Here is a 16,915-nt window from a genome sequence, read left to right as displayed (position 1 = left end):
TACGCCCACCAACACGCCCTCGACATCCACCACGACCTCAACGACCGCCACCACGAAGGCACAGCCTGGAACAACCTCGGCACCGCCCTCAAGGAACTGCGCCGCTACGACGAAGCCCTCCAGGCCCACCAACACGCCCTCGACATCCACCACGACCTCAACGACCGCCACCACGAAGGCACAGCCTGGAACAACCTCGGCACCGCCCTCAAGGAACTGGGCCGCTACGACGAAGCCCTCCAGGCCCACCAACACGCCCTCGACATCAACCGCGACCTCAACGACCGCCACAGTGAAGGCATCGCCTGGAACAACCTCGGCACCGCTTGGCGAGACACGGGAGCGTACGAGCAGGCCACGGAAGCCGGTGAGCAAGCAGTCGCGATCTTCCGCGAGCTGAACGACACCTACCGCGAGGGCAGGGCGCTCGACGAACTCGCCGACACCCTCCAGGCCGCTGGACGCCCCACCGGCGAGGTCCGGGCCACCCGCGAAGCCTCCGCAGCCGCCTACCGGACTGCCGGGGCCGACACCAAAGCCGAAGAAGTCCTGGCGAAAGCCGACCAGTAGCCGGGACGGGTCAGACCCAGGGTGGGGCAGTGCGGCCCTCGGCCCAGTGGGCGAGGGTGTGGCGGTCGACGGTGCGGATGCCGACGCGGGTGCAGAATTCGGCGGCGGCCCGGGTGAAGGTGCCGGTGGTGACGACGAGGGCGAGGTCGCAGCCGTGGACGTCGCGGTAGGTGCCGTTGACCTTCTGGACGTCCGGGGAGTTGACCTGGGTCTTCGGGCCGTAGCGCTTGGCCTGGATCAGGATGCGCTGCCCGGTGGGGGTGGTGGCGAGGACGTCGGCGGCGAGGTCGCCCGCGCCGCCGACCACCCGGACGTCCGTGCAGCCGTCGCGGCGGCAGAGCAGGGCGAGGGCGTGCTCGAAGTCCTTCGGGGTCATCGTCAGGAACGGCCCGAGGTGGTTCAGTTCGGCGATCCGGGCGGCCTCCTGGCGTTGCGCCGCGAGCGCCCGGGCGCGCAGGCGCAGCATGGTGACGGTGCCCGCGACGGCCAGCAGCGCGAGCAGGACCAGCAGGTGGTGGAGCAGCCAGTCGACCGCGAGCAGGGCGAGGATCGCGGTGGCGGCGAGCAGGACGAACAGCGGTGTGCCGCCGTGCCGGGGGAGCGCGCGGCGCAGCGGGCCGCGGCGTCGCCGAACGGGCCTGCGTCCCATGCTGGTTCCCCCTCCGGGTCGACGGCTGCCGGCCGTGATCGTAGGAGGCCGGGGCGGGACGGCGGGGCGGTATTCGGGTGAACTCCCCGGCCGGAGCGGACGATTGACCGGATCACGGCAGTCGGTGGCCGAACCGAAGGCGTTTCCCGAGGCGTTTCCCGAGGCCGAACCGGGTGTTCGGGCTGCGCGGGAGGGCGGGTTCCGGCATGCTCGCCGCGTTCCGTTCGATCGCCAACTGTCAGGGGTGGGTGTGCAGTACACCGTCAGCGCGTCCGTGTTCCTCGCCGTCGTCGTCCTGCTCAGGCTGCGCCGCCGTACCCAGTCGCGGTCCCGGGTGGACGAGGGGATGACTGTGGTGAGCGCCGTCACGCTGGGCGTGCTGATCGCCGCGACGCCGCTCGGGCAGGTGATCGAGAGCGTGGTGGAGTCCCTTGCGGCCGCGACCCGTTGACGGTCCGCCGGCGACCGGAGGAGCCAATGCGGTTCGCGGGCAAGGCCGGTGGGGGCCGGTGGGGGCCGCTGGCGGCGGCCGGGCGAAGCGGATGGGGAATCCGCGTTGTCACGCCCCTTGACGGTCCACCGACGACGCACCTACGGTGCGGGAGCCGGTGGCCCCGGGCGGGTGGCCACGGACTCCCCGACCCCGCGCCAGGAAGGGCGACCGTGTTGCCCGTTCACCCGCTCCCCCACCCGAGCGGTACCGCCCGAGAGCCCGGCGGTCCTGCCTCCGTTCCCCCCACCGAAGCCGTGCCCGCGGAGGCCGCGGAGGCCGTGCCCGGTCCGACGCTCGCCCAGGTCGCGGCCCGCGCGAGCGTCTCCAGCGCCACCGCGTCCCGGGTGCTGAACCGTTCCGCGCCGGTCTCCGCCGAGATCGCCGCCCGGGTCGAGTGCGCCGCCCGCGAGCTCCGGTACGTGCGCCGCCGGGCGCCCGCCGCGACCGCCCGCGACACCGGGGCGATCGCCGTGGTGGCCTTCGCGGACGTGCTGCGCTTCCACGCCGACCCGTTCCCGGTCCGGCTCCTCGCGGGGGCGCAACGCGTATCCCCCGAGCGGGAGTTGGTGGTACTGACGGCCGGGCCCGGGCCCGGGCCCGCCCGGCCGTCCCTGGTGCGCTACCTGTGCGGCGGGCACGTCGACGGGGTGCTGCTGGTCGGACGCTGGGGCGACCCGGCGCTGCCCGGCCTGCTGCAGGCCGCGGGCGTGCCGGTGGTCTCGCTCGGCCGGCCGCCGCAGCCCCAGCGGCTCGCCCACGTGGACGCCGACAACCTGAGCGGGGCCCGGGCCGCCGTCCACCTGCTGCACCGGGCCGGGCGGCGGCGGATCGCCACCATCGCCGGCCCTCCCGACACCGCCGCGGGCGCGGACCGGCTGGCCGGGTACCGGCGGGCCCTGGCGGACCACGCCGACCCGACCCGCTGCGCGGTCGCCTACGGCGATTTCGGATCCCGTTCGGGCGAGCACGCGATGCTCAAGCTGCTGGGCCAACACCCGGACGTGGACGCGGTGTTCGCCGCCTCCGACGCGATGGCGGTGGGTGCCCTCCGCGCGCTCAGACGGCTCGGCCGCCGCGTCCCCGAGGACGTGGCGGTCATCGGCTTCGACGACTCCCCCGCCGCCGCGACCGCCCGCCCGGGGCTCACCACCGTCCGCCAACCCGTCGAGGACCTGGGCGCCCGCGCCGTCGAACTCCTCCGCGACCCGTCCCCGTCCCGCTCCGTGGTCCTGCCGACCCACCTGGTCGTCCGCGAGTCCTGCTGACGAACACTCAGGAGCCCGGGGAGCTCTTCGGCAGCCGAAGTATGCAGGGCCCGGGGAACGGCGGAACCGGGCCGCCACGCCCGGGCCGCCTCCCGACCGGGGACGGGCGGCAACCGCCACCGGGCGGGCGGGCTCAGCGTGCGGCCGGGGTGATGTCGAGGCGGGCGATCAGGCCGGCGGGTGTGAGGCGGAGGCGGATCAGGGCGTAGGGAGCGGCCGGCCGGGGCGACGGTGGCGGTGGGGCGGCCGGCCCGCAGGTGGGGGACGGTGACGGCGATCCGGCGGGGACGCTGCACCAGGTCGGCTCACCGCTCCTCCGGAGCTGAGAACCCGTCAGTTCTGGTTTCCCGCAGGCGACGTGGCGGAAGGCAGCCGCTCGGTGTCGGCGCCGAAGGGGAGGAAGACGGTGCGGCCGTGCAGCAGCCAACTGCCGTCCACCTTGCGGAAGGTGTCCTCGTAGTGGCCGATGCCGACCGGGAGCCGGGGCTCGGTCATGCCGCCCGTGTAGCCGTCGACCCGGTACGTCGTCAGGTACGAGACGGACCGGGCCGTCGTCGGGGACTCCACGGTGACCAGGATGTTCGTCATCAGGCGGCGCGACAGCCGGTCCGCCGGGCGGGAGGCGAAGTACCGGCGCAGAGCCTCCCGGCCCTCGACCCGGCGGTCCCCGTGCGGCCAGTGCCAGTAGCCGTCCGGGGTGAACAGCTCGGCGACCGAGCCCGGTTCGCCCAGGTCGAGGCGGTGGATGAAGTCCACCAGGAGGCGCTCGCAGGCGCGTTCCGCGAGCATCCGCTCCAGCGGGTCCATGATCGTGTCGTCCATGTCCCTTTGTAGCAGCGCCGCCGCGCGCCCGGACAACGGTTTTCCGGGGGCGCGGCAGCGGCCGGCCCCGGCGGGGGTTCAGGCGGCGGGCTTCCAGCCGAGCAGGGGGCCGAGGCGGGTGGCGAGGTCGGTGAGGATCTGGGTGTAGTCCTCGGGTGCGAAGGTGAACGGGAGGGCGAAGGCGACCTCGTCGGTCTCGCGGAACGCGGCGTGCGCGTACAGCCGTTCGGCGAGCTGCTCGCTGGTGCCGACCAGGTCGGGGGCGAACAGCAGCCGGGCCGGGCCCTGCGGGGTGCGGGTGCGGGCGAGTCGGGACTCGGCGTAGGCGTGGTACTTGGCGCGCTGCTCGGGGGTGGCGCTGTCGGTGGGGACGACGACCAGGCCGTGCGAGACCCGGGCCCGCTCGCCGGCCGGGTGGGCGGCCCGGAACGCCCGGATCAGGCCGAGTTGGATCGACTCGAAGTCCGCGGGCCCGTCCCCGTCCGGCCCGTTTCCGTCCGGCTCGCCCTCGGCCTTGACGACGCTGCTGGTGAGCAGGTTGAGGCCCTGCTGTCCGGCCCAGGTGACGGAGCGCAGGCTGCCGCCGCCGTACCAGAGCCGGTCGGCCAGGCCGGGGGCGTGCGGCTGGACGTGGTCGGAGTAGGACTCGATGCCCTCGGTGCCGCGGAAAGCGCTTGCCGGTTCGCCCCGGAGCAGGCCGAGCAGCCGCTCGACCCGGCGGTAGGAGAAGTCCTCGCGGTCGGCGGTGTCGGGGTACAGCGCGCCCTTGACGTCCTCGAAGTGCAGCGGCGGGCCGACGCTGACGCCGGGGTTGAGCCGTCCGCCGGAGAGCACGTCGACGGTGGCCAGGTCCTCGGCGTAGCGCAGCGGGTTCTCCCAGCCGAGCGGGGTGACGGCGGTGCCGAGGGCGATCCGGCGGGTGCGCTGGGTCGCGGCGGCCAGCACCGTCAGCGGGGAGGAGATGCCGTACTGCAGGTGGCGGTGGCGCAGCCAGGCGCTGTCGAAGCCGAGCCGCTCGCCGAGTTCGATCATCCGCAGGGTGGTCTCGTGGCCCTCGGCGGGCCGGTGTTCGTCGAACAGGCCGATGGTCAGGAAGCCCAGCGATCGCAGGGGCCGGTCGGGGGTGGGCACCGGGTTCCTCCTCGTTCCGTGCACGTTCTCCGCCGCCACGCTCACACACCGGGGCCGGGCGATCAACCGTGCGGCCGGATTGTGACGCGGCGTCATGCCGCCGCAACAACGGGAAAACGCTTTCCGGAGGCCGCACCCGGGCACCCGGGCACCCAGGTGCGGCTTGCGGGCTCAGCCCCGCCGGGGCGGTTCAGCCCCGGTAGGTCTCCAGCAGGCGCAGCCAGATCTCGCTGACGGTGGGGTAGGCGGGGACGGCGTGCCAGAGCCGGTCGAGCGGGACCTCGCCGACGACGGCGACGGTGGCGGCGTGCAGGAGTTCGGCGACGCCGGGCCCGGCGAAGGTGACGCCGACCAGCACCTCCCGGTCGAGGTCGACGACGGCGCGGGCCCGGCCCCGGTAGCCGTCGGCGTGCAGGGCGGCGCCGGAGACGTCGCCGAGTTCGTAGTCGACGGCGCGGACCCGCAGTCCGGCGTCCTCGGCCTGGCGGAGCGTCAGGCCGACGGCAGCCACCTCGGGGTCGGTGAAGACGACCTGCGGGACGGCGGCGTGGTCGGCGGTGGCGACGGAGCGGCCCCAGCGGGCGGTGTCGAGCGGGCGGCCGGCGGCGCGGTCGGCGATGGCGGCGCCGAAGATCCGGCCCTGGTACTTGCCCTGGTGGGTGAGCAGGGCGCGGTGGTTGACGTCTCCGGCGGCGTACAGCCACTGGCCGGGGACGCCGGTGGCCAGGCCGGTGTCGTCGGTGTCGATCCACCGGCCGGGGGCGAGGCCGACGGTGTCCAGGCCGAGGTCGGCGGTGTTCGGGGTGCGGCCGGTGGCGAACAGCACCTCGTCGGTGGGCAGCCGGGTGCCGTCGGACAGGTCGAGGGTGAGTTCGCCGCCGGGGGCGCGGTGCAGGGCGGTGACGGAGACGCCGAGGCGGACGTCGGTGCCGGCGGCGCGCAGGCCGTCGGCGACCAGCTGCCCGGCGAAGTCCTCGGTGCGGTCGAGCAGCCGTTCGCCGCGCACCAGCAGGGTGACCTCGCTGCCCAACGCCCGCCAGGCGGTGGCCATTTCGACGGCGACGACGCCGCCGCCGACCACCGCGAGCCGGCCGGGGACGGCCTTGGCGGAGGTGGCCTCCCGGCTGGTCCACACCCCGGCGTCGGCCAGGCCGGGGAGGTCGGGCAGGGCGGCCCGGGTGCCGGTGCAGACGGCGACGGCGTGCCGGGCCAGCAGGACCCGCCGCCCGCCGTCGGGGGTGTCGACCAGGACGCGGCGCTCGCCGTCCAGCCGGCCGTGGCCGCGGACCAGGTCGATGCCGGCGGACTCCAGCCAGGACACCTGGCCGGCGTCGTGCCAGTGCGAGGCGAAGGCGTCCCGGCGGGCCAGCACGGCGGCGGCATCCAGCGGGCCGGTGACGGCCTCCCGGGTGCCGGGCAGGCGGCGGGCGTCGGCGAGCGCGGCGGCGGGGCGCAGCAGGGCCTTGCTGGGCATGCAGGCCCAGTAGGAGCATTCGCCGCCGACGAGTTCGCTCTCCACGACCACGACGCTCAGGCCGCCGGCCCGGGCCCGGTCCGCGAGGTTCTCCCCGGTCGGCCCGCCCCCGAGCACCACCACGTCCCAGGTCTGCTCGCCGTCCGTCCGCCCGCCGTTCATCCGTCCACCGTCCCTCTGCCGCATCCGTCCGCCCGTCCGCCCGTGCGCCCGTCCGTTCGCCCGTGCGGCCGCTCGTCCGTGCGCCGGGCCCGACGGCCCGTCAGGTCCCATCCTGCCGCACCGGCCGGGGCGGCGGGAGCAGCGGGCGTCAGCGGACCGGCGGCGTCGCGGTGTCGAGGAAGAAGGTGTCGATCTGGCGGACGGCGCGGACGAAGTCGTCCAGGTTGACCGGCTTGGTGATGTACGCGTTGCTGTGGTTGCGGTAGGCCGAGGAGATGTCGTCGGGCGCGCCGGAGGTGGTGAGCACGACCGTGGGGATGACCTTCAGCTCCTCGTCGCCCTTGAGCACGCCGAGCAGTTCACGGCCGTTCATCCGGGGCATGTTGAGGTCGAGCACGATCAGGTCGGGGCGGGCCAGCACCGGGTCGCGCAGCCGCTCCAGCGCGGCGAGGCCGTCGGAGACCTGGGTGATGGTGCGGGTGGCGCTGCGGTCGAGCAGGGCTTCCTCGATCAGCAGGGCGTCGGCGGGGTCGTCCTCGACCAGCAGGATGTCGAAGGGGCGGGTGCTGAGGGGGGTCGCCATTACCGGCTCCGGTCCGTAGAAGAGGAAGGTCGTACCGCGGGTGGCGCCAGGTCGTTGCGCACCGGTGCCAGGTCGCTGCGTACCGGCACCTGATCGTTCCGTACCGGCACCAGGCCGGGCCAGCGGCGCCGGGCGCCCTGTCGGGTGATGCCGGCGGCCAGGCCGAGTTGAGGGTAGCCCGCCCCGGCGCGGGCGGCGTGCAGCGCCGTCTGCTCGCACTGCTGGGCGAGCGTCCGCTGCAGGTGGGTGAGGACCTGCAGGCGGGCCAGGTGATCCGTTGCGGGGTCGGTGTCGAAGAGACGTCCGGTCAGCCGCGCGACCAGATCGGTGACCGCCGTCGTACAGAGCATGGCCAGCTCGTCTTCGGGTATCCGCTGTCGCGTCGGGTTCGCCGGCATGCGGGCATCCTAGGCCAGCGGTTGACGCCTCGACAACATCTGTTGTCGATACCGGTGTACAGTACGGCTGCTCGACCGGCTCCGGGCCCCCGGACCGCCGGACGGACGGCGACGGAAGGTGCACGGTGCCTGGCGCGACGACTCGACCCGCCCGGAGCAGGGCGGTCTGGACCACCCGACGGTGGCTCGGCACCAGCGTCCTCGCCTCGCTGGCCGTGCTGCTGGTGCTCGGCGTGCTCGGCGGCTGGGCGCTCGCCCGGGCCTCCGACGCCACCGACCGCCTCACCGGCCGGACCTCGCCCGCGCTGATAAGCGCCGTCCGGCTGGACGCCGCCCTGGTCGGCCAGGAGACCGGCATCCGCGGCTACGGCCTCAGCGGCAGCCCCGACTTCCTCGCGCCCTACACCCAGGGGCGCACCGACGAGGACGCCGCCGTCGGGCGCCTGCGCACCCTGCTGGCCGGGGACGGCCCGGCGCTCGCCGACCTGGACGCGGTGCTGGACCGGGCCGCCGTCTGGCGGCGGGACGTCGCCGAACCGGTGGCCGCCGCCCCGTCCGGCGCGCCCGTGCCGCTGGCCGCCGCCAACGCCGAGGCCGGCAAGCGGGACTTCGACGCCGTCCGGGCCGCGAGCGACACGCTGCGCGCCCGGCTGGAGGACTCCCGGGCCCGCTCGGCGGCCGAACTCGCCGACGCCGAGGACTTCAGCCACTGGGTGTTCGGCAGCATCGGCGCCATCGTGCTGCTGCTGGCCGGGGCCGCCTTCCTCGGCCTGCGCGCCATCACCCTCCCGCTGGACGCCCTCTCCCGGGACGTCCGGCGGGTCGCCGCCGGCGAGTTCGACCACCCCGTCGACCTCCCCGGCGGGCCCGCCGACCTGGCCCAGCTCGGCACCGACGTCGAGCAGATGCGGCGCCGCCTGGTCGAGCAGCTGGCGCTCGCCGACCGGATCCGCGACCGGCTCGACGAGCAGGCCGCCGACCTGCGCCGCTCCAACACCGAACTGGAGCAGTTCGCCTACGTCGCCTCGCACGACCTCCAGGAGCCGCTGCGCAAGGTCGCCAGCTTCTGCCAGCTGCTGCAGCGGCGCTACGCCGGGCAGCTCGACCAGCGGGCCGACCAGTACATCGGCTTCGCGGTGGACGGCGCCAACCGGATGCAGACGCTGATCAACGACCTGCTGGCGTTCTCCCGAGTCGGCCGGCTGCACCGCCAGTACGCGCCCGTCGACCTGGACCGGGTGTTCACCGACGCCCGGGACGCGCTCGCCGTCGCGGTCGAGGAGACCGGCGCGGAGATCACCGCCGACCCGCTGCCGACCCTGCCCGGCGACACCACCCAGCTCGGCATGCTGCTGCAGAACCTGCTCAGCAACGCGCTCAAGTTCCGCTCCCCCGACCGGCCGCCGCGGATCGCGGTCACCGCCCGCCGCGCCGGGGAGCACTGGGAGCTGGCCGTCACCGACAACGGCATCGGCATCGACCCGGAGTTCGCCGAGCGGATCTTCGTGATCTTCCAGCGGCTGCACACCCGCGAGGAGTACCCGGGCAACGGCATCGGCCTCGCCATGTGCCAGAAGATCGTCGAGTTCCACGGCGGCGCCATCGCCGTCGACACCGCGCACACCGGCGGCGCCCGGATCGTCCTGACGCTGGCCGCCGAGGCCCCGGCGCCGGCCCCGGCAGAGCCGGACGCGCCGGAGGCCGCCGGGGACACCGCCGCCGGGGAGCGTCCGGCCGGGGCCCTCGCCGGGAGCGCCCGGTGAACCTCGCCCCCACCGGCCTCGCCACCGGCCCCACCGCCGGGACCGTCACCGGCCTCGCGACCGGGATCGAACCGCAGCGGTCCGCGCCGCCGGAGCCCGCCTACCGGGTGCTGCTGGTCGAGGACGACCCCGGCGACGCCCTGCTGGTCGAGGAACTGCTGCTGGACACCGGCCTGGAGCACTCGCTGGCCTGGCAGCAGAGCCTGGCCGGCGCGGTCGCCGCGCTGGCCGCGCACGGCGCCGACTGCGTGCTGCTCGACCTCAACCTGCCGGACTCCACCGGGATCGGGGCACTGCGCACCCTGCAGTCGGTCCGCCCGGAGACCGCGATCATCGTGCTGACCGGGCTGGACGAGTCCCGCACCGGCGAGCTGGCCGTGGCCGGCGGCGCCCAGGACTACCTGGTCAAGGGCCAGGTCAGCCCGGACCTGCTGACCCGGGTGATCCGCTACGCCGTGCACCGCAAGCAGGCCGAGCGGGCCGCCGCCGAACTGCGCGAGAACCGGCTGCGCGCCCATGAGAACACCCGGCTGGAGCGCGGCCTGCTGCCCACCCCGCTGCTGCAGGGCTCCCCCGTCACCGCCGCCACCCGCTACCTGCCCGGGCGCGAACGGGCCCTGCTCGGCGGGGACTTCCTCGACGTGGTGCGCACCTCAGACGGCGCCGTGCACGCCGTGATGGGCGACGTCAGCGGCCACGGCCCGGACGAGGCGGCGCTCGGCGTCTGCCTGCGGATCACCTGGCGGGCGCTGACCCTGGGCGGGCACCGCGGCGCGGACCTGCTGCGGCTGCTGGAGGAGATGCTGGTCGCCGAACGGGTGCCCGCCGACAACTTCGCCACCTGCACGATCCTCGAACTGCGGCCCGACAGCCGTGAACTGACGGTCCATCTGGCCGGGCACCACCCGCCGCTGGTGATCTCCGGCGGCACCGCCCGGGAGCTGCCGGTCGAGTACGGCCTGGCCCTGGGCATCGCGCCCGGCCTCGGCAGCTGGCGGCCCACCCGGCACACCCTGCCGGCCGGTGCCGACCTGCTGCTCTACACCGACGGCCTCAGCGAGGGCCGCACCGGCACCGCACCGGACGCGGGCCGGCTCGGCACCACGGGCGTGATCCGGCTGATCGAGGACGCCGGCGGCGCGGGCGGCGACCTGCTGCTGAGCCGCCTGGTCGAGCGGGCCCGCGCGCTCAACGCGGGCCGGCACTCCGACGACATGGCACTGCTGCACCTGCGCTGCCCCTGAATCCGGTGAATCCGGGTCCCTGGATCCGGTGAATCCGGGCCACCGTCACCGGACCGCCGCCACGGGCAGTCCGGTGACGGTACGTCAGCCAAAGCGGCCGTTCACGTAGTCGGCGGTGCGCCGGTCGGCGGGGTCGGTGAACAGGCGTTCGGTGGGCCCGGATTCGACGATCCGGCCGGGGGTGTCGTGGCTGGCCAGGAAGAACGCGCAGGACTGCGAGACGCGTTGGGCCTGCTGCATGTTGTGGGTGACGATGACGATGGTGACCCGGTGCCGGAGTTCGGCGATGGTCTCCTCGATCCGGCGGGTGGAGGTCGGGTCGAGGGCCGAGCAGGGCTCGTCCATCAGCAGGATCTCCGGGGAGACGGCGAGCGAGCGGGCGATGCACAGGCGCTGCTGCTGGCCGCCGGAGAGCGCGCCGCCCGGCGTGCCGAGCCGGCTGCTGACCTCGTCCCACAGGCCGGCCTGCCGGAGGCTGGACTCCACCAGGTGGTCGCGCTCCTCACGGGTGGCCTTGATGCCGGCCAGCTTGAGGCCGGAGACCACGTTGTCGTACAGCGACATGGCGGGGAACGGGTTGGGGCGCTGGAACACCATGCCGATCCGGCGGCGGACCTCGGCGGGCCGACGGCCGGGCGCGTACACGTCCTCGCCGTCGAGCAGCACCTCGCCGGCCAGTGCGGCGCCGCGCACCATCTCGTGCATCCGGTTGAGGATCCGCAGGTAGGTGGACTTGCCGCAGCCGGACGGGCCGATCAGCGCGGTGATCTCGCCGGCCCGCATGCCCAGCGAGACGCGTTCCAGCACCTTGCGCGGGCCGAACCAGGCGGTGAGGTCGCGGGTCTCCAGGCCGGACAGCCGCCCGGCGGTCGGCGGGTCGAGCCGGACGGGCGGCAGCGGCACGGTCGGCGGGTCGCCCGGGCCGGAGTCGAACTCCTGGGTGGGGAGGGCGGGTTGCGCGGTCTCGGTCATCGGTCGGGCGGTCCTTTCCGGCGGGGCTGGCGGCCCGGGGCCCGGCGGCGCGACGGCGGCGCGGCCGGGCCCGGCGGGTCAGTAGACGTTGGGGAGCAGGGCGGCGGCGTTCTCGTACACCGACCAGAGCAGCGCGGCGACCACCGGCGCGAAGCACAGGTAGGCGGCCGAGCGGCGCCAGCGGCGGGCGGTGACGAGGGTGACGATCACAGCGAACAGCAGCGCCAGCGACCAGAGTTGGAGCGCCGGCAGGGCACCCTTGTCGGCGGCCAGCACCTTGTCGGTAGGGGTGGCGGCGGGCCGCTTCGCGCCGAGCGGTTCGGGATCTCCGTCGAGCCGGGCGCCGACCAGCACGGTGCCGGTCGGCAGCCAGTCGGAGTCCCCGGTGGCCAGCACCAGCCGGTTCGGGGCGGTGTCCCGGATCGGGTGCTCGCCGTCCCCGTACGCGTTGACGGTGTAGTGGAAGCTGCCCTGGCCGGTGGTGACGTCGATCCCGTCGCCGACCTTGAGCCCGGTCAGGCCGGCGAACGGCGCGCCGAAGGTGGTGGAGCGGCCGAACAGCACCGCGACGCCGGGCTGGCCGGGCAGCACGGTGTCGCGGCGGTGGCCGGGGCCGCGCATCAGGTCGCGGCCGTCGGTGCCCTCGACCACGACGGCCCGGTGCAGGCCGAGCGCGGGGATGTCGAGGACGGCGAGCGGCGCGCCGTCGGCGGCCGGGCCGGTCGGGGCGGTGGCCCGGCCCAGCTGGTCGCGCAGGGTGGCGTAGGCGGTGGCCTGGTGGTGGGCGGCCTGGAGGCCGGAGAACGCCAGCAGGTAGCCGGCGAAGCCGAGCAGCAGGACGGCACCGAGCGTCACCACCCAGGCGACGGTCAGCACCACCCGGCGGCCGGCCGCCCCGGGGAGTTCGGGCCCGGCGGCCCGGGCCGGGGTCGGCGGGCGTTCGGGCGCGGGCGCGTCCGGGGCGGGGGCGGGCGCGAGGGCGGTGGTCCGGCTCACCGGGTACCCCCGGTGGTGGTGTCGCGGCGGCGCCACCAGGCGACCAGCAGCGGCGGGACGGTGACCACGCCGAGCAGTTCGATCGCGGTGAGGGTGGAGAGCAGCCAGTCCTGCGGGCGGCCGTCGAGCGCGACCACGGCGCCGGGGGCGTTCTCCGCGCCGCCCGCACCGCCGCCGCCACCGGAGCCGGTCACGACGAGTTCGCCGGTCTGCGGGTCGACCACCGCGGCGGCGCCGCCGTCGCCGCCCGTCGCGCCGCCGGCCGCCGCGGCGTTGCCGCCGGCGGCGCCGCCGGTCCCGCCCGCGCCGCCGGCTCCGTTGCCGCTCCCGTTTCCGCCGGAAGCGCCACCGGCGGAGGAACCGCCGGTACCGGACTTGACGGCCTGTCCGTTCTGCACGGTGCAGGCCGGCGGGGCGCCCTTCTTGTCGCAGGGGCTGGGCTGCGGGGCGTTCTTCAGTACGGTCAGCTCACCGGCCGAGTTGAACGTCGGATTGGCGCAGTTGCTCAGCGAGTTGGGGTCGACGGGGCTGGCGTTGCCGGGGATGTGCTGGGTCTGCAGCAGGCCGCCGCGGACCAGGTTGCGCGGGATCGGCGAGTAGCCGAGCTCGTCGGCCTCGCCCTGCCCGGCGCACAGCACGTAGGCGAGGTAGCGGCTGAGCGCGTTGCCCTTGGCGTCGTTGAAGCGCGGCGGCACCGGCAGCGCGGCGTTGGCCCGCGGCACGATCAGGTAGCTGTAGGAGGAGATCGGGTAGGAGCGCGGGTCGTTGTTGGCGTAGACGCCGTCCAGGTTCTGCTGCAGGTAGTTCGGGTCGTCGGCGGAGGTGTTGTCGTCGACGCCGCGGATCCGGGCGGCGGTCAGTGCGACGGCCACGTTGGAGGCGGTCGGCAGGCTGTAGTACCCGGCCGGGTTGAGCACCTTGACGACGGGCCAGTTGGCGCGCTTGGCGAAGGCGTACTCGTCGTAGCCGATCGCGCCGACGCCGGTCGGCGACTGGATGTAGCCGGCCACCACGTCGGAGCCGTTCTGCGAGGTCATCCGGCCCGCGGCCGGGAAGAACTCGGTGTAGTCGCCGCAGGCCACGCCGTTGACCTGCTTGCAGTAGCCCTCCCACTGGTCCTTGTGGGTGTGCTCCATCCAGCGGGTGAACTGGGCGGTGGCGCCGGAGCCGTCGGAGCGGACCACCGGGGTGATCGGGATCTTCGGCAGCGCCCGCCCGTAGTCGGCGGTGATCTTCGGGTCGTCCCAGGAGGTGATCCGGTTGGTGAAGATGTCCACGATGGTGTCGGTGGACAGCCGCAGGTCGGTGACCTTCTTGCCGCCGAGCTCCAGGTGGTACATCAGCGCGGTGCCGCCGGCCGTGATCGGCACGTACGAGTAGCCGTGCCGCGGGTTCTCCGACTGGCCCTGGCCGGCCTGCCCGCGGGTGGGGTCGATGCCGGTGTCGGCGGTGGAGCGGAACGGCACGTCGGAGGCGGTGAAGTCGTCCTGGCCGTTGGCCCACTGGACCCGGCCGGCCGCCGAGCCGACCGGGTTGAAGTCGATCTCGATGCCCATCGGCCCGACGTCGCGCCGCCACTGGTCGATGGCCGGGCCGGCCCAGCTGGAGCCGTCCGCGTTCAGCGAGGTCGCGGCGTGCGCGGGCGCGGCGGTGAGCAGCGCGGTGGGCAGGGCCAGGGCGGCGGCGAGCAGCGCCGACGCCAGGTGACGGAGTCGCACGGGACGGGTCTTCCTTCGCTGGCTGGTCTTCTGACGGGTCATCGGTTCTCCACCGCCAGGGCGGGGCGCGGGGCCGCGGCGGGGCGGGCGGTCGCGGTGTGGACGGTCGCGGTGCGGGCGAGGGCCGGGCGGGGCGCGGCGGAGGGCCGGGCCGCCCCGGCGGCGGCGGTGCGGGCGGTGCCCCGCGAGCGCCGGGTGGGGCGGTCGGCGGCGGTGCGCGGGCGGCCCAGGACGCGGGCGGTGACGAACAGCACCAGCACCACGAACATCAGGGTGAGGCCGCCGGCGAAGGCCCGGGCCACCATCTCGGGGTAGGGCTGCTTGACGTAGTTCCAGATGAACAGCGGCAGGCTGGCCTGGTTGCCGTGCAGCGGGTCGAAGTTGAGGCGGGTGGTGAAGCCGGCGGTGAGCAGCACCGGGGAGGTCTCGCCGACGCCGCGGGCCATACCGAGCACGACGGCGGTGGTCAGGCCGGGGCGGGCGGTGGGCAGCACCACGTGCCAGACAGTGCGCCACTGGCTGGCGCCGAGCGCGTACGAGGCCTCCTTGAGGGTGCCGGGGACGAGCCGGACCACGACCTCGGCGGCGCGGGTGACGATCGGGGTCATCATCACGGTGAGCGCCAGGGAGGCGGCGAAGCCGCTCTTCTCGGCGCCGAGGGTGAGGATGACGACGCCGAGGACGAACAGCCCGGCGACGATGGACGGCAGCGCGGTCATCGCCTCGACCAGGACCCGGACCGGCTTGACCAGGCGGGCGCCGCGGCGGGTGGCGCCCGCCTCGACCAGGAAGACCGCGGTGAGGACGCCCAGCGGCACCGAGAACAGGGTGGCCAGGCCGAGCTGTTCGAGCGAGCCGACGACGGCGTGCACGCAGCCGCCGGAGGTGATCGGCGAGAGCGGGGCGGTGGTCCGCATCGTCTCGGTGAAGAAGTTGACGTGCCGGGCGGCGTTCAGACCGCGCAGCGCGACGAAGCCGAGCTGTTCGAGGATGACCGCGAACAGCAGCAGGCCGGAGCTCCAGGCGACGGCGGTGGCCAGGCGTTCGCGGACGGTCAGGGCGTCCCACTGGAGCCGGCCGGCCAGCGCGTACGTCCCGAGGAACAGCGCGTACCAGCAGAGCAGGAAGCCGAAGGCGCCGCTGAACGGCAGGACGCGCTCGTACAGCAGCCAGTCCAGGGCGAGCGAGCCGGTGCCCGCGCCGAGCATGGTGAGCACCTCCTCGCGGGTGGTGCCGCCGAGCTTGATCCGCCGCTGCTCGGGGAGCACGGGTCCGGGGGCGCCCGGCGCGGTGATTCCCGGCGCGGGGGCGTCGAGCGCTGGGGGTTCGAGGGGCCGGGGTTCGAGGGGCCGGGGTTCGAGGGGCCGGGGTTCGAGGGGCTGGGGTTCGAGGGGCTGGGGTTCGAGGGGCCGGGGTTCGAGGGGCTGGGTGGACATCGGTGGCCTCCGGTCAGTCCGAGGTCGAGGCGCCGGACCGGGACCGGCTGATGATGAACCCGGCGGCCACGTTGACCAGCAGGGTGAGGGCGAACAGCACCAGTCCGGCGGCCATCAGCGCGGACAGCGAGAGGCTGTCGGACTCGCTGAAGCGCAGCGCGATCAGGGCGGAGATCGAGCCGCCGCCGTTCTCCAGGACGTGCCAGGAGACCCGGAAGACCGGGGAGACGATCAGCGCGACGGCGATGGTCTCGCCCATCGCGCGGCCGAAGCCGAGCATCACGGCGCCGATCATGCCGCCGCGGCCGAACGGCAGGACGACGGTGCGGACCATGCCCCAGCGGGTGGAGCCGAGCGCGTAGGCGCCCTCCCGTTCGCCGATCGGGGCCTGCGAGAAGACCTCGCGGCTGAGCGAGGTGATGATCGGGATGATCATCAGGGCGACCACGACACCGGCGATGAAGGTCGAGGAGGTGTAGGAGGTCGGGGTGTCACCGATCCGCACCCGGAGGAACGGCAGCGGGCCGCCGAGGTGGTTGGCCAGCCAGCGGCAGGTGCCGACGATCCGGCCCTGCAGGAAGAACAGGCCCCACAGGCCGTAGACGATGCTCGGGACGGCGGCCATCAGGTCGACCATCGAGATCAGCGCGGGCCGCAGCCGCACCGGCGCGTACTCGGAGATGAACAGCGCGGCGGTGAGCGCGACCGGCACCGCGAGGACCAGCGCGATGACGGCGATCATGATGCCGTTGGGCAGGACCGCGGCGATGCCGAAGGAGTGCGCGGCGGTGCGCCAGTTGACCTCGGTGAGGAAGGACAGGCCGACGGCGCGCAGCGCCTCGGTGCCGCGCAGCAGCAGGAAGAAGGCGATCAGGCCCATCATCACGAACACCGACAGCCCGGCGGCGCGCAGGACGCCGCGGAAGGCCCGGTCGGCGGGCGAGGCGGGGGCGTCGATCGGGCGGGGCCGGTCGTGGTCGGGCGTCGGCGGTGGGACCCGGGTGTCCGTCGGCTGGACGGCGGCTGTCATGGTGTCAACTCTCCGCGCGGTGAGGGTTCCTGGGGTGGTCGGGTGGCCGTGGGGCCGGGGGGGGGGGGGGCCCCCCCCCCGCCCGGCGGGGCCGCGCCGCCCCCCCCCCCCCCCCCCCCCCCCCCCCCCCCCCCCCCCCCCCCCCCCCCCCCCCCCCCCCCCCCCCCCCCCCCCCCCCCCCCGCCCCCCCCGCGGGCCCCCCCCCGCCG

The 16,915-nt window shown here is 74.9% G+C and carries 16 protein-coding genes; 5 read left to right on the top strand and 11 right to left on the bottom strand.

Annotated features, from left to right (window positions below):
* Nucleotides 1-570: tetratricopeptide repeat protein (locus ACIOHG_RS37100; protein ID WP_400957945.1), on the top strand; the 570-nt coding region annotated here is incomplete at its 5' end.
* Between the two features lie 10 nt (nt 571-580).
* Here the strand turns inward: ACIOHG_RS37100 and ACIOHG_RS37095 are convergent.
* Nucleotides 581-1,219 (bottom strand): restriction endonuclease, encoded by a 639-nt coding sequence (locus ACIOHG_RS37095; protein ID WP_400957943.1) that lies wholly within the window; start codon nt 1,217-1,219, stop codon nt 581-583.
* Nucleotides 1,220-1,343: 124 nt separating this feature from the next.
* Between ACIOHG_RS37095 and ACIOHG_RS37090 the strand changes: the two genes are divergently transcribed.
* Both ACIOHG_RS37090 and ACIOHG_RS37085 read left to right on the top strand, forming a co-directional pair.
* Nucleotides 1,344-1,670, top strand: coding sequence for a hypothetical protein (locus ACIOHG_RS37090; protein WP_400957941.1), 327 nt, complete (start codon nt 1,344-1,346; stop codon nt 1,668-1,670).
* 320 nt (nt 1,671-1,990) lie between these two features.
* Nucleotides 1,991-2,977 (top strand): LacI family DNA-binding transcriptional regulator, encoded by a 987-nt coding sequence (locus tag ACIOHG_RS37085; protein ID WP_400957939.1) that lies wholly within the window; start codon nt 1,991-1,993, stop codon nt 2,975-2,977.
* Between the two features lie 333 nt (nt 2,978-3,310).
* Here the strand turns inward: ACIOHG_RS37085 and ACIOHG_RS37080 are convergent, their stop codons facing one another.
* The 5 genes from ACIOHG_RS37080 to ACIOHG_RS37060 form a co-directional block, all read right to left on the bottom strand.
* Nucleotides 3,311-3,799 (bottom strand): nuclear transport factor 2 family protein, encoded by a 489-nt coding sequence (locus ACIOHG_RS37080; protein ID WP_400957937.1) that lies wholly within the window; start codon nt 3,797-3,799, stop codon nt 3,311-3,313.
* 78 nt (nt 3,800-3,877) lie between these two features.
* Complete coding sequence (locus tag ACIOHG_RS37075; protein ID WP_400957935.1) at nt 3,878-4,930, bottom strand: LLM class flavin-dependent oxidoreductase; 1,053 nt, start codon at nt 4,928-4,930, stop codon at nt 3,878-3,880.
* 190 nt (nt 4,931-5,120) lie between these two features.
* Entirely contained in the window at nt 5,121-6,566 is a 1,446-nt protein-coding gene (locus ACIOHG_RS37070) for a dihydrolipoyl dehydrogenase family protein (protein ID WP_400957933.1), read from the bottom strand.
* A 148-nt stretch (nt 6,567-6,714) separates the two neighbouring features.
* Nucleotides 6,715-7,149, bottom strand: a complete 435-nt coding sequence (locus ACIOHG_RS37065; RefSeq protein WP_400957931.1) for a response regulator — start codon at nt 7,147-7,149, stop codon at nt 6,715-6,717.
* Nucleotides 7,149-7,547, bottom strand: coding sequence for a hypothetical protein (locus ACIOHG_RS37060; protein ID WP_400957929.1), 399 nt, complete (start codon nt 7,545-7,547; stop codon nt 7,149-7,151). The genes ACIOHG_RS37065 and ACIOHG_RS37060 overlap by 1 nt, the downstream gene beginning before the upstream one ends.
* A 125-nt stretch (nt 7,548-7,672) precedes the next feature.
* On the opposite strand from ACIOHG_RS37060, the gene ACIOHG_RS37055 reads away from it, so the two are divergent.
* Both ACIOHG_RS37055 and ACIOHG_RS37050 read left to right on the top strand, forming a co-directional pair.
* On the top strand, nt 7,673-9,310 hold the full coding sequence (locus tag ACIOHG_RS37055; RefSeq protein ID WP_400957927.1) for an ATP-binding protein: 1,638 nt from the start codon (nt 7,673-7,675) through the stop codon (nt 9,308-9,310).
* Nucleotides 9,307-10,554, top strand: a complete 1,248-nt coding sequence (locus ACIOHG_RS37050; RefSeq protein WP_400957925.1) for a PP2C family protein-serine/threonine phosphatase — start codon at nt 9,307-9,309, stop codon at nt 10,552-10,554. Before ACIOHG_RS37055 ends, ACIOHG_RS37050 begins: the two co-directional genes overlap by 4 nt.
* 84 nt (nt 10,555-10,638) lie before the next feature.
* Here the strand turns inward: ACIOHG_RS37050 and ACIOHG_RS37045 are convergent, their stop codons facing one another.
* From ACIOHG_RS37045 to pstC, 5 genes are all read right to left on the bottom strand, one after another.
* Entirely contained in the window at nt 10,639-11,526 is an 888-nt protein-coding gene (locus ACIOHG_RS37045; protein WP_400957923.1) for a phosphate ABC transporter ATP-binding protein, read from the bottom strand.
* Between the two features lie 78 nt (nt 11,527-11,604).
* Nucleotides 11,605-12,522: a sortase domain-bontaining protein gene (locus ACIOHG_RS37040; protein WP_400957921.1), complete on the bottom strand. Its 918-nt coding sequence runs from the start codon at nt 12,520-12,522 to the stop codon at nt 11,605-11,607.
* Nucleotides 12,519-14,240, bottom strand: coding sequence for a substrate-binding domain-containing protein (locus tag ACIOHG_RS37035; RefSeq protein ID WP_400957919.1), 1,722 nt, complete (start codon nt 14,238-14,240; stop codon nt 12,519-12,521). Before ACIOHG_RS37035 ends, ACIOHG_RS37040 begins: the two co-directional genes overlap by 4 nt.
* Before the next feature lie 38 nt (nt 14,241-14,278).
* Nucleotides 14,279-15,676: a phosphate ABC transporter permease PstA gene (pstA, locus tag ACIOHG_RS37030; RefSeq protein ID WP_400957917.1), complete on the bottom strand. Its 1,398-nt coding sequence runs from the start codon at nt 15,674-15,676 to the stop codon at nt 14,279-14,281.
* A 13-nt stretch (nt 15,677-15,689) separates the two neighbouring features.
* A complete protein-coding gene (gene pstC / locus ACIOHG_RS37025) occupies nt 15,690-16,706 on the bottom strand; it encodes a phosphate ABC transporter permease subunit PstC (RefSeq protein WP_400957915.1) in 1,017 nt (338 codons plus the stop codon).
* Between the last annotated feature and the right edge of the window lie 209 nt (nt 16,707-16,915).

The sequence above is a fragment of the Kitasatospora sp. NPDC088134 genome, assembly GCF_044741705.1.
Taxonomy (GTDB): Bacteria; Actinomycetota; Actinomycetes; order Streptomycetales; family Streptomycetaceae; genus Kitasatospora.
Note: the sequence above shows the minus strand (reverse complement) of the source record. Positions and strands in the feature narration are given on the sequence as shown.